At 37.4% G+C, this 13,579-nt stretch carries 13 protein-coding genes; all 13 read left to right on the top strand.

Going from position 1 to position 13,579, the window contains the following annotated elements; all coding sequences use genetic code 11:
- Nucleotide 1 precedes the first annotated feature (1 nt).
- Nucleotides 2-1,516 (top strand): NADH-quinone oxidoreductase subunit NuoN, encoded by a 1,515-nt coding sequence (gene nuoN / locus ACHZK0_RS25765; protein ID WP_395761745.1) that lies wholly within the window; start codon nt 2-4, stop codon nt 1,514-1,516.
- Nucleotides 1,517-1,728: 212 nt separating this feature from the next.
- Entirely contained in the window at nt 1,729-1,965 is a 237-nt protein-coding gene (locus ACHZK0_RS25760) for a DUF1146 family protein (RefSeq protein WP_071724788.1), read from the top strand.
- Between the two features lie 51 nt (nt 1,966-2,016).
- Nucleotides 2,017-2,721 carry a YwmB family TATA-box binding protein gene (locus tag ACHZK0_RS25755; RefSeq protein ID WP_270340462.1) on the top strand — a complete coding sequence of 235 codons (705 nt, stop codon included), beginning with the start codon at nt 2,017-2,019 and terminating at the stop codon, nt 2,719-2,721.
- A gap of 39 nt (nt 2,722-2,760) precedes the next feature.
- Entirely contained in the window at nt 2,761-4,065 is a 1,305-nt protein-coding gene (gene murA / locus ACHZK0_RS25750; protein ID WP_061679415.1) for a UDP-N-acetylglucosamine 1-carboxyvinyltransferase, read from the top strand.
- A 207-nt stretch (nt 4,066-4,272) separates the two neighbouring features.
- Nucleotides 4,273-5,292, top strand: coding sequence for a stage II sporulation protein D (spoIID, locus tag ACHZK0_RS25745; RefSeq protein ID WP_395761030.1), 1,020 nt, complete (start codon nt 4,273-4,275; stop codon nt 5,290-5,292).
- A 134-nt stretch (nt 5,293-5,426) separates the two neighbouring features.
- A complete protein-coding gene (locus tag ACHZK0_RS25740; RefSeq protein WP_395761029.1) occupies nt 5,427-7,043 on the top strand; it encodes a long-chain fatty acid--CoA ligase in 1,617 nt (538 codons plus the stop codon).
- Between the two features lie 116 nt (nt 7,044-7,159).
- Complete coding sequence (locus ACHZK0_RS25735) at nt 7,160-8,167, top strand: LytTR family transcriptional regulator DNA-binding domain-containing protein (RefSeq protein WP_270606129.1); 1,008 nt, start codon at nt 7,160-7,162, stop codon at nt 8,165-8,167.
- 181 nt (nt 8,168-8,348) lie between these two features.
- A complete protein-coding gene (locus ACHZK0_RS25730; RefSeq protein WP_262741405.1) occupies nt 8,349-9,191 on the top strand; it encodes an ABC transporter ATP-binding protein in 843 nt (280 codons plus the stop codon).
- Entirely contained in the window at nt 9,191-9,895 is a 705-nt protein-coding gene (locus ACHZK0_RS25725) for an ABC transporter permease (protein WP_262741406.1), read from the top strand. Before ACHZK0_RS25730 ends, ACHZK0_RS25725 begins: the two co-directional genes overlap by 1 nt.
- Nucleotides 9,896-10,056: 161 nt before the next feature.
- Nucleotides 10,057-10,962, top strand: coding sequence for a M23 family metallopeptidase (locus ACHZK0_RS25720; protein ID WP_098324538.1), 906 nt, complete (start codon nt 10,057-10,059; stop codon nt 10,960-10,962).
- A gap of 288 nt (nt 10,963-11,250) precedes the next feature.
- Entirely contained in the window at nt 11,251-11,385 is a 135-nt protein-coding gene (locus tag ACHZK0_RS25715; protein WP_262741407.1) for an ABC transporter ATP-binding protein, read from the top strand.
- Between the two features lie 308 nt (nt 11,386-11,693).
- Nucleotides 11,694-11,966: a sporulation transcriptional regulator SpoIIID gene (spoIIID, locus tag ACHZK0_RS25710; protein ID WP_000544012.1), complete on the top strand. Its 273-nt coding sequence runs from the start codon at nt 11,694-11,696 to the stop codon at nt 11,964-11,966.
- Nucleotides 11,967-12,127: 161 nt separating this feature from the next.
- Nucleotides 12,128-13,129 carry a rod shape-determining protein gene (locus ACHZK0_RS25705; RefSeq protein ID WP_000457990.1) on the top strand — a complete coding sequence of 334 codons (1,002 nt, stop codon included), beginning with the start codon at nt 12,128-12,130 and terminating at the stop codon, nt 13,127-13,129.
- The last annotated feature ends 450 nt before the right edge of the window (nt 13,130-13,579 follow it).

The raw sequence follows: 13,579 nt of genomic DNA, 5'->3' as shown, positions 1-13,579 counted from the left end.
TATGAATACGTTACTTAGCTTATCATGGCATCTCATGGTGCCAGAATTCATAATTCTCGGAGCTGCCATCCTTCTTTCCATATGTGATTTGTTTTTTAAGTTGAACCATAGATATGTAGCGCTTAGTGCAATCGCAGCCGTCATATTAGCAATCGTGTCATTAATTACGCTATATGGTGAACCGACAGGAGACATTTTAAACGGCTCGTTCGTGTTAGACGGGTTTTCAAAAGGGTTCAAAACGTTGTTATTAGGCGGCGCGGCCCTCATCTTATGCACCGCAATGAGCGATGATAAGAAGAATCCCATTGAAGATAAGGGAGAATATTATTACTTGTTTTTAATGGCACTTCTTGGGGCTATGTTTATGGCTTCTAGTGTCGACTTCATTACACTTTTCGTCGGTTTAGAATTGCTTTCACTTTCTTCATATATTTTAGTAGGGATACGAAAAAAGAACCGTGCATCAAACGAGGCGGCCATGAAATATGTCATTAACGGAGGAATTGGAACGGCAATTACCCTCTTTGGAATGAGTTATTTATACGGTATTACAGGATCAACTAATATCGTGGATATGCAAAAAGTATTCGCAGGGGAGCTTGCTGGTGGTATTCAGTTATTGTTAGCTCTCGCATTTCTACTATTACTCGTTGGACTCTCGTTTAAAATTGCGACGGTGCCGTTTCACATGTGGGCACCAGATGTGTATGAGGGAGCGGCTCCGCCTGTTACTGCTTTTCTTGGAACGATTTCTAAAATTGCTGGGTTCCTACTCATTATTCGTCTGTTTCTCATGGTTTTTGCAAGTGTATCAGTGCAAGGAGATATGCAATCTTTATACGGACGTATGAGCATATACATTGCAGTGCTAGCGAGTATTACGATGATTATTGGAAACGTCGTAGCGTTAAAGCAATATAACGTAAAACGCCTATTTGCCTATTCGGGAATCGCACATGCAGGGTATTTACTCGTTCCGCTTGTAGCATTATCACCATTTACGATGGATAGCATGTGGTTTTACATGCTTGCGTATATGCTTATGAATATAGGCGCGTTTGCAATTATCCACGGCTTAATCTTACAAAGTGATAAAGAAAATATTACCATTTTCACCGGATTGTATAAAAGGTCGCCATTTACAGCGATAGTGATGACGATTTTTATTTTATCGTTGGCCGGAATACCAGGAACAGCTGGTTTCATCGGGAAAATTAACATCTTTTTAGGGGCACTGCATGTAGAGCCAGCTCATTACGTACTAGCTTCTATTATGATGGGAACGACAGTCATTTCATTCGTATATTATTTCCGTATTCTACAGCAAATGTTTTTCCGGACGGGAGAAGTGGAAGAGAAAATTCGTTTGCCATTCAATATAAAGGTTGTTATGAGCCTTTGTGCAATTTCGATTGTAATACTAGGGATTATGCCGATGATCGGATACAATTTCTTTTATGAATATTTTCCATTAATGAAGGATTTCTTCTTCCTAGGGAACGTGGTACAATAGTGAAAATAAAAGGTGTGGAGTTGTTACTCTGCGCTTTTTATTTTGTGTGAATTGCAATTGAAAATGCATGTAGGTATACGTTTTTTGAGAGCAAATTACGATGTGAAATGTAAGATGCTTATTTGTATTTGAAAAAGTGTGGCTCCTACTTATTATGGTATCGTTTTTATAGTATTTCGTAAGTAGTAGCTGGGTAAAAAGGGGTCGATTTTTTGGCACATCTTTTAGGGCAACAAGCACTGATTGCCATCGTTTCGCATTTATTGTTTATTACCATTACGTGGTGGGCCTTACAAGGTATTCACATTGAGCGTTTAATGAAGCCTGGAAAGGTGATGCAGACGCGAGTATTACTCATCCTAATTACAATTACAATTGGGACGTCTGTAAGTAACTTTTTCCTTGATTATTTAGGCTATTCAAAGAGTTTAACGTATTTAGTAAAGTAAGTGTATAGAACCTCATATCTCCGTTAACAATGGGGATAGGAGGGGATGAAATTGAAGTTTAAAGCCATTCTTATTGTTGTGATAAGTGTTGTTTTATTTTTGGTTGGATATAGAGAAATGAAACCAATCAGCGATGAACAGAAAATGGAGAGCATGATTGCAACTTTAGAGAAAAATAATGCTAAAGTAGAGAAGTGGTCATGGTTAGCGCGAGAAACAAAAACAATTTCTAATATACATACGTTTCAAAAGTTGTTAAACGATGTGAAGGACAAGGCGAATATTCAAAAGTGGGAATTAGAGCAATCTCCAGATGGATATAAAGCTACATCCTATAAAAAGTTTTCTTCTTATGAAGAACGAGTAGTAGTAACATGGAGTAAGGAAAATACTAAAGAAAACACTTTCATTATTTTTGAAGTGAGCGGGGCGAAATGGGACCCGAAGTACATTCAGAAAACAAATAAAATTTTTAGTGAAAAACCTATAATTTACACTTGTGTTCAAGGTGTACTGAATGATAAGATTGAAGGTGTTTTGCAAAATAAAACCAATCAGGTTTTGAAAGATTTTTCAGCAAGAGCGATCGAACAGATAGAAGAAAGAGCATTTGTGTCAGTCTCCGCATACAATAAAAAGTGGGATGACGCTCTTTCAACAAATAGAGAGAAAATAAATGTGCAAATAGCAATACGTTCTACAGACAACAAAGATACAATTGTGGTTGGCACACCGATCATAACTTCTGAGTATTGAGTGAATAGATACTGAAAAAAGGACACGGAGGGGAATAATTTGGAAAAGATCATCGTCCGTGGCGGAAAGCGGTTAAACGGCACAGTGCGTGTTGAGGGCGCAAAAAATGCTGTATTACCTATAATCGCTGCAGCCCTATTAGCGAGTGATGGAAAGAATGTACTATCTGAAGTACCAGTTTTGTCTGATGTATACACAATTAATGAGGTATTACGTCATTTAAATGCTGAAGTCGTATTTGAAAATAACCAAGTAACAATCGATGCTTCTAAAGAACTAAACATCGAAGCACCATTTGAATATGTACGTAAAATGCGTGCATCTGTTCAAGTAATGGGACCATTACTTGCGCGTAACGGTCGTGCTCGTATTGCACTTCCTGGTGGATGTGCAATTGGTTCACGTCCAATTGACCAACATTTAAAAGGCTTCGAAGCAATGGGAGCAAAAGTACAGGTTGGTAATGGTTTTGTTGAGGCATACGTTGAGGGAGAACTAAAAGGAGCTAAAATTTATTTAGACTTCCCAAGCGTGGGCGCGACAGAAAACATTATGTCTGCAGCTACATTAGCAAAAGGGACAACAATCCTTGAAAACGCAGCGAAAGAACCAGAAATCGTTGACTTAGCTAACTTCTTAAATGCGATGGGAGCGAAAGTACGCGGAGCTGGAACTGGAACGATTCGTATCGAAGGCGTTGATAAATTATATGGTGGAAACCACTCTATTATTCCTGACCGTATTGAAGCGGGAACATTCATGGTTGCAGCGGCAATTACTGGTGGAGACATCTTAATTGAAAATGCTGTACCTGAACATTTACGCTCAATTACAGCGAAAATGGAAGAAATGGGTGTTAAAGTTATTGAGGAAAATGAAGGCGTACGTGTTATCGGCCCAGATAAGTTAAAAGCGGTTGATATTAAAACTATGCCTCACCCAGGTTTCCCAACAGACATGCAATCACAAATGATGGCATTATTACTACAAGCTGATGGAACAAGTATGATTACAGAAACGGTATTCGAAAACCGCTTTATGCACGTTGAAGAATTCCGTCGTATGAATGCTGATATTAAAATTGAAGGTCGTTCTGTTATTATGAACGGTCCAAACAGCTTACAAGGTGCTGAAGTAGGCGCAACTGACTTACGTGCTGCTGCTGCATTAATCTTAGCTGGTTTAGTATCTGAAGGTTACACTCGTGTAACTGAGTTAAAGCATCTTGACCGTGGTTATGTAGATTTCCATAAGAAATTAGCTGCATTAGGTGCAACTATTGAACGTGTAAACGAACAAGTAGAAGAAGTGAAAGAACAAGAAGTTTCTGATCTTCACGCTTAATTGAAATAGTCTCTACGTCTTTTGACGTAGGGGCTATTTTTTTGGGTTATTACTGTTATAGTCAATAAATTCTATACTTATGCACGTACCAGTAAAAATATTTAGAAAATTTTCGTTTTAGCTAGTTCCCTTTAAGTATGTTCTAAAAGAAAGAGTTGTTCCATAAGAATGAATGGAGTAAAGCTTTTTCATATTGGGGGAAATAAGATGAAATTTTCAAAGCCACTTTTCATCACAGTAGCGCTTCTCATAGCGCTCGTTATCATTGTACCTGCTGCTCTTGTTATTCCGTTTGCGAAAGCAAAGGTAGGGGAAGAAGCAGCTTCTAAAACTCCTCCAGCAATAGAAAGTATACCAGCTCCAAGGAAAGTGGATACAGCGGTGCAAGTTGCTGTATATCGTGAGAAACAGAAAAAGGTAGATACATTACCTATGGAGGAGTATGTGACCGGTGTAGTAGCTTCTGAGATGAATGCCAGTTTTGAAATAGAGGCGCTAAAGGCGCAGGCATTAGCAGCGAGAACATTTGTGGTGCAGCGTATGCTAAGTGGAGGAAAGAAAAACAATGCGGACGTGACAGATACGGTGAAAGATCAAGTGTACAAAAGTAAAGAAGAATTGAAGAAACAATGGGGCAATAACTACGAAAATAATTTGAAGAAAATCGAAGAAGCCGTTTCGAAAACCGCAGGACAAGTTTTAACGTATGATGGAAAACCAATCTCAGCATCCTTCTTCTCAACGAGTAATGGCCGGACAGAAAATGCGGCTGATTACTGGGGAAATGATTATCCGTACTTAAAGAGCGTAGATAGTCCGTGGGATCAAGCTTCTCCAAAATTTACGAGCGAGCAAACATTTACAGTAGCTGACTTCCAAAAACGTCTCGGTGTGAAAGTGCTAGCAGACGGGAAAGTTGGTGATATTAAAGGGCGTACAGAAGGAAAACGTGTAAAAGACGTAGCGTTTCAAGGTAAAACATTAACCGGAAGAGATGTGCGTGACAAATTAGATTTACGCTCTTCTGACTTCACTTGGAAACAAGATGGAGATAAAATCATTGTTACGACGAAAGGCTTCGGCCACGGTGTTGGCATGAGCCAATATGGAGCAAATGGCATGGCAGCGGAAGGTAAGAAATATACAGATATCGTCGCTCATTATTATAAGGGTGTCGAAATAAAGTCGATGAATGATTATGAAGGAAAGTTAATGGTGAAGAAGTAGAGGACAAAAGGAGCTAATTTAAATTAGCTCCTTTTGTCATTATTTGTAGAAATAAATGGAAGGTACGCTGTATGCTACGTGTTATAATACAATTATATGAATATATAAAACATAATAACAGGAGGTAATGACAAATGATGATGGATGTACCACTTCTCATTCCGTCAATGATGGAGCGAGCAGAGAAATATTTTTCGAAAAAGGAAGTTGTTTCACGGACTGCATCACGTATTCATATATTAACATACGGAGAAATTGCAAAGCGGACGCGCAGGCTTGCTAGCGTATTAACGAAAATGGGAATTGAAAAAGGGGATAAAGTAGGTACGATTGCTTGGAATCACCATAGACATTTAGAAGCATACTTTGCGATTCCGGGAATCGGAGCAGTGCTACATACAATTAACTTAAGACTTTCCGCCGATCACATTTCATATATTATTAACCATGCAGAAGATAAGGTTATTCTTGTCGATGAAGATATGGTTCCTATATTAGAAAGTATTCAACATGAAATCCCGCATATAAAAGCCTTTATCATTATGACAGACGATCATAAACTACCTCAAACAACATTATCACCAGCATACCATTACGACCAACTACTCGAAGAAGGCGATGAGACATTTCCGTTTGTAAAAGATTTAGATGAAAAAGAACCAGCCGGTATGTGCTACACATCGGCTACGACAGGAAAACCGAAAGGTGTAGTTTACACACACCGTAGTATTGTGCTTCACAGCTATACACTAGGACTTGCAGATGGCGGGAATATATCGGAAGTAGACACTTGTATGCCTGTCGTTCCAATGTTTCATGTTAATGCATGGGGATTACCGTTTGCGAGTACGTGGTTTGGGACAAAACTTGTATTACCAGGCCCGCATTTCACACCGAAGATTTTAGCAGAACTAATTGAAAGAGAGAAAGTAACAATTACGGCTGGCGTGCCGACGATTTGGATTGGCTTATTGCAAGAACTAGAAAAACATCCATACGATATTAGTAGTATAAAAACGATATGGTCAGGTGGATCTGCGGCTCCATTAAGCATGATTCGTACGTATGAAGAGCGATATGGAATTGCATTTAGACAAATATATGGAATGACAGAAACAAGTCCGGCTGTTGTCATTAACTGTCCGAAATCATATCAACGAGATTTACCGAAAGAAGAATATTATAATTTACGTTCACGCCAAGGATATTTATTCCCTGGGTTAGAAATGAAAGTGATTGGACAAGACGGTGAAATTAAGTGGGATGGAGAAGAGATGGGAGAACTTTGTTTAAGGGGTCCGTGGATCGCTGGAAGCTATTATAAGGATGAGCGTACAGAAGAATCAATGAAAGATGGTTGGCTCCATACAGGAGACATTGTCACGGTTGATTCGGAAGGATTTATTAAGATTGCTGATCGTACGAAGGACTTAATTAAAAGTGGAGGCGAATGGATTTCTTCCGTAGATTTAGAAAATTCCTTAATGTCGCACGATAAAGTGTTAGAAGCATCTGTTGTGGCGGTGCCGCATGAAAAGTGGCAAGAACGCCCTGTTGCTTGTGTTGTATTAAAAGAGGGACAAGCAGTAGACAGAGAAGAGCTGTATGCTTTACTAGAAGCAGAGTTTCCGAAATGGTGGATGCCAGACGATATTTTATTTGTAAATGAAATTCCGAAAACATCTGTAGGGAAATTTCTAAAACGAGCACTGCGTGATCAGCTCAAGACGTATATGGTAGAGCAAAACTAGAGAAGAAGGCTATCCTTTCATTTGGATAGCCTTCTTTTTATGGTGCTTCATAAAATATCTAAATTTTCCATTAATTGTTTGGTATAATAAGATAAAAAGTATTTGGGGGAGACAGAATGGCGTTATTGGAGTTGAAACAGTTAGGTAAGACGAACCAGTTACCGGCAGTTGAACTGAAGGTTGAAAAGGGACAATGTGTTGTTTTGCAATGCAATAACCATACAGCTAAAGTATTGCATCGTATTATTATTGGTGAGGAAGAAGCTTCAACTGGGAACGTGCTATTTGAGGGGGAATCGATTGGAAAGAAAAATTATTCTCACATCGGTTTTTGTTTTTTGAAAGATGAAGCATACGAACGTTTGAAGGTGAAGGAATACTTCAAGTTTTTAATAGGACTTTATGAATCGAATATAAGTATAGAGGAAGTAGTACAATATGTCGGCCTCTTAGATAAATTAAACGTTAAAATAGAAAAATTATCATTTTCAGAGAAACGTCGCCTTCATATCGGGCGAGTTATGATTCATAATCCAGATTTAGTTATTTTGGAAGAACCAGAGCAAAATGTAGATACAGAGAGTACGATTATTATTCGAAAAGCAATTATGAAAATGAAAGAGCAAGGAAAAGCGATTTTTATTACGTCATCATTTCTATCAGACGCCCTTTCGTTAACAGAAGATGTATACATATTAAACAATGATGGTGTGAAAAAAGTAGAAATCGAACAAGAAGAAATTGAAGAGGTTGATGGAGAAAAAGTTGTTCAAATGATTCCGCAAATGAAACTTGAAAGAATTCCAGCAAAAGTGAACGATAAAATCATTTTACTTGATCCGATGGAAATTCATTTCATTGAAACGCAAAATGGAGTGACACATATTCATGTGCGTGAAGGTGATTTCGTATGTGCATTAACATTAAGCGAACTAGAATCGAGATTAACAGGATTCGGGTTCTTTAGATGTCATCGCTCGTACCTTGTGAATTTACAAAGAGTACGAGAAGTCATTACGTGGACTCGTAATAGCTTTAGTTTAATTTTGGATGACGAAAGAAAAAGTTCAATTCCGCTTTCAAAAGGACGAATGGATGAATTAAAAGGTGTGATTGGGCTATAAAAATTACTCCAATAAGCTCAAAATACGATTCATTCACCGGTAAAAATACTCCTTTTACCGGTATTTTACTGCGTAACCTCTTTGTTTTTCATATGATTGAGTCAAGAAAAGCGAAACAAACAAACGAAAAGCGCTAAAGCGACTTTCATCTATAAAAGAAAAAAACAAAGGGGATGACGAGATGACATTAGCAATTGAAATGAAAGATGTAATGAAAAGTTTCAACGAAAAAACAGCACTTCGAAATGTAAATATTGAGGTGAAGCAAGGAGAAATTTTTGGATTCCTCGGACCGAGTGGATCTGGAAAAACGACAACAGTAAAGATTTTAACTTCTCAATTGCTGCATAGCGTTGGAACAGTGAGGGTACTAGGAAAAGATATTACAGGACCAAGCAGCATCGATTACAAACGAATTGGTATTTTAACAGACAACAGCGGTTTATATGAGAGACTTAGCATTTATGATAACTTACTATTATTTTGTGATTTATACGATTGTAAAAAAGAACGGATCGATGAAGTACTAGCGCAAGTGAATCTATTAGATGATAAGAAAACACCAGTAAAGAAACTATCAAAAGGAATGAAGCAACGCGTTACACTAGCAAGAGCGATTCTTCATAAACCAGATATCCTCTTCTTAGACGAACCAACATCTGCACTCGATCCAGTTAATGTACAAAACATTCATAAAATCTTAAAAGACTTAAATAAAGAAGGAACGACGATTTTCTTAACGACGCACAATATGGACGAAGCGGAAACGCTTTGTAACCGCATCGCCTTTCTATGTGGCGGAGAAATTGTAGCGCTTGATACTCCGGAAAACCTTCGCTTGCAATACGCGAAAGATCAAATACAAGTCGTATTAAAAGATAAGCAAAAAGAAATCGTACAAAAAGATGAATTAGGTGCCAAACGTATTTCAGAATGGATGAAAAAGGGCGAATTACTATCGATTCATTCACACGAACCATCGCTAGGCGATATCTTTATTGAAGTTACTGGGAGGGGATTATAATGACATTTTCAATGAGACGTGTATCAGCTATTTTTAGAAAAGAAGTACAAGATTTTAAGACAAATTCACAAGTATTGTTAATGGCATCTTTACCAATTATATTTGCATTTATATATAGCAGGTTTGGGCAAGGGAGTGCAGGAGTTGGTATTATTACTTTAATGGCCTTTCTATTTGTTGCTGGGTTTGTTCAATCAATGGTAATTGCAGAAGAAAAAGAAAAACATACACTACGTGTGTTAATGCTATCACCGGCTTCTTCTGTGGAAGTTCTTCTTGGGAAAAGTATATTAACAGCATGTTTAACGTTGGGCATTTCCATTGTAAACTTATTTATTTTAGATCAATTAAGTGGCAATCTCTTATTGCTAGCATTTATTTTCTTATGTGGAACAATTCTATTCATTTTAATTGGAACAGTGATTGGATTATTAGCTGAGTCTGTCCCGCAAACATCACTAATTGGAATGCCAATATTAATGACGATGTATTTAGCTGTACAATTTGAGCCAATGGTTGAAAATAAAGTAATTAAGACGATGATTAGTTATCTTCCAACATCTCATCTTGAAAAAGCGATTAAAAGCTTAGTGGAGGGTGCTGGGTTTAGTAGTATTAGTGGGCATATGCTAAATGTTGGAGTGTGGCTCGTTATTTCACTTATTGCATGTTTAATCGTATATAAAAAGAAACAATTGGACTAAAAACTGAGCTGAAACGCTCAGTTTTTTCTTTTTTCTATCATTTCCTCGGAAATTTTGCAATTCCTATACATATTTTTACAGATTTTGTCGAAAAGTAATTAGTTATACGTTGTATAGGATACGTGAATATTGTTCAAAATGATTGCTGAGGTGATGATGGAATGCGAGGAAGAAATAATAAAAAGTCGCAAAAGGTAGTACATTTATTTCAAAAAAGATGGGTGTTTCCGGCACTATACATTGCTTGTGCAGCGGTAATTTTAATGGTTGCGCTATGGTTCCAAGGAGCTAATCCGAAGAAGACTCCGAACCAAGATCAAGCAACACCGTATACACAATCGGAAGATCCAGCAGTACCAGTAACGAAATCTTCAGAAGTAGTGAAAATGCCAGCTGCCGCGAGTGTGGAAGTAGTCGTACAGAAGAAATTCTATGAAGATGCAGCAACTGAGGCGGAACAAGAAAAAGCACTTGTCTTTTATAACAACACATATTCCCCAAACAAAGGAATTGACATTGCTGCGAAAAATGGAAAAGAATTCAATGTAGCAGCTGCTTTAAGTGGTACAGTAACGAAAGCTGAAAAAGATTCACTTCTTGGTTATGTTGTAACAGTTGATAGTGGAAATGGTGTAGCAGCTTCTTATCAAAGCTTAGGCAGTGTAAAAGTAGAAAAAGGTGCACGAGTTGCACAAGGTGAAGTATTAGGAAAATCCGGTCTAAGTGCAATGAATAAAGAAGCAGGTTCTCACGTTCACTTTGAAGTACGTAAAGACAATGTGGCTGTGAACCCTGAACGCTACTTAAATAAATCAGTAGCCGAAATTAAAGCTGATGCAGGTGCTGCAAAAGCAACGAATGCTTCTGGTAAAAAAGCTGATGACAAATCTCAAAAAGAAGAAAAATCAACAAGCACGAAACCAGAAAGTAAAACAGAAGATAAGTCTCAAAAAGAAGAGAAATCAACAAGCGGTTCGACTAGTGACAAAAAAGAAGAGCCGAAGAAAGAAGAAAAATCAACAAATGGTTCTACAGAATCATCTAACAGTTCTTCTTCACAAGAATAAAAAAGTGGAAAAATCAGTTCTCACTAGGAGAGCTGATTTTTTTACTTTCATCCCGCATTAACGGGCAGTAAGACCCCTACTTCAAATTTCAGTGAAAGCTAAGAAGTTAGGCCTGGGGTCAACTGCCCGTAAAAGCCCGATTGGTGAGGGCTGATAATCAGTGGGAAATGGCGCCCACTGATTAAAGTTTCACTTTATATAAAAATACTCAATTTCGAGAAAAAAGTTGCAATAACAAGGAAATATGACGAGATTCTCGAATATATATTACAAAAAGGAGGGGATACTGTGTCATTTGTATTTGTTCTGTCGACTGCTATTATTTTATTGTTTGTTTTATTCACTTTATATTATTATATTGCCGGTAAGAAAGAGGTTCCCCACCATCAATTGTTAGAAGAAGAATGTGAACGAGAAGAATGACACCTTATATATAAGGTGTCATTTTTTTTCGCCAAAATAGTCACTGTTAACGTATTTCTCACAAAAAAACGTAATTTTTCTTAACTTAGTCCGCAAAAATAGTGAACATGTAGCATATATCAGTAGTGCGGGCAATACAATGGTATAAACCAAAGCAAAGAGAGTGTTTGAGGTGAGAAATCGTGAATCATTTCATTATAAATCCAAGAATGTTTAACGCTTACAAACAGCACTCACACTTACTTCTTAGTCATATGCAGCGAGGCTCATTTCACCCTTCTCACATCCAATTTAGGGAGGCGAGTGGTGTGCACGATTACATCAAAGAGAGAACTATCAAGATTGGTAAGTATATCGTGGAGACAAGAAAGACAGTGCGTGTCATTGCAAAGGAATTTGGGGTATCAAAGAGTACAGTCCATAAAGATTTAACGGAACGTCTACCAGAAATTAATCCAGAGCTCGCAAATGAAGTGAAAGAAATTCTTGATTATCATAAGTCTATTCGTCATTTAAGAGGCGGAGAAGCAACAAAACAAAAGTATAGAAAAGAAGATGTAGAAAAGCCGGTACGTCAATAAAGGTACAATCGTGAACATTCCGTTTCAATCCGGTAATATTTTTCAGAAGAATTCTTTTTGCGAATATTACGTTTCTGTTAAATTTATGATAAAATCAGAAATTAGGTGTAAAAGAATTCGGGTGTAACCTGATTTTGAATATCGAGGAGGAAAAAACGGGAATGTTTGCGCGAGATATCGGAATTGACCTAGGTACGGCTAACGTATTAATCCATGTTAAAGGTAAGGGTATTGTATTAAATGAGCCATCTGTTGTTGCAATTGATCGTAACACAGGTAAAGTATTAGCAGTAGGTGAAGAAGCAAGAAGTATGGTGGGACGTACGCCTGGTAATATTGTAGCAATTCGTCCACTTAAAGATGGTGTAATCGCAGATTTCGAAATTACAGAAGCAATGTTAAAGTATTTCATTAACAAATTGGACGTAAAGAGCTTCTTTTCAAAACCTCGTATTTTAATTTGCTGTCCAACAAATATCACATCAGTAGAACAAAAAGCGATTCGTGAGGCTGCTGAACGTTCAGGTGGTAAGACAGTATTTTTAGAAGAAGAACCAAAAGTAGCCGCAGTTGGTGCTGGTATGGAAATCTTCCAACCAAGCGGTAACATGGTTGTTGATATTGGTGGAGGTACAACAGATATCGCTGTACTATCTATGGGTGATATTGTTACCTCTTCCTCTATCAAAATGGCTGGCGATAAGTTTGATATGGAGATCTTAAACTATGTTAAACGTAAGTATAAGCTGTTAATTGGAGAACGTACTTCAGAAAATATTAAAATTAAAGTTGGTACAGTATTCCCAGGTGCACGTAGCGAAGAGCTTGAAATTCGCGGACGTGACATGGTAACAGGCTTACCACGCACAATTACAGTATGCTCTGAAGAAATTACAGAAGCACTAAAAGAAGATGCGGCTATCATTGTACAAGCTGCAAAAGGCGTATTAGAGCGCACACCACCAGAACTATCTGCGGACATCATCGACCGCGGTGTTATTCTAACAGGCGGTGGAGCTTTACTACACGGTATCGACATGCTTCTAGCAGAAGAACTAAAAGTACCAGTATTAATTGCTGAAAACCCAATGCAATGTGTTGCGGTTGGTACAGGGATTATGTTAGAGAATATCGATAAATTACCAAAGCGTGCTTTACGATAAAGTGAAACTTTAATAAGTGGGGGTATCCCCACTTATTATTAGCTTGCAAATAGTAGGGAAAATGAGAAGAACTAAGGTGTTAACCGAAGTTCTTTTTTGTTTTTTTATTCTTTTATTTTTTTATTTTATTTTGATTTATTGAGAAAATAGAAGAAAAATAAAGAAAAACGAAGGAAATAGGTAAAATATTCATATATATGGTTAAATTTAATATTTCCTTATTTGAAAACGTTTATAATATAATGAGTCGAATACGACATTAAGGCAAATCATGTTTCAATACATATTGCCTTTCCCTAATCTGGGCATACACTCTTTTCTACCTCCGTGTCAGTTGCAAGTATATGCAGCTATTTTAATGGAATAGAGTGTGTGCATTTTTTTATAAATAGGAAGTTAAATTGCACTTTATAATGACAAACAATAAACAAAATGGGATAATAAACAATA

The organism is Bacillus sp. 3G2 (assembly GCF_044324725.1).
GTDB lineage: Bacteria > Bacillota > Bacilli > Bacillales > Bacillaceae_G > Bacillus_A > Bacillus_A mobilis.
This window is presented reverse-complemented; position numbering and strand designations above follow the sequence as displayed.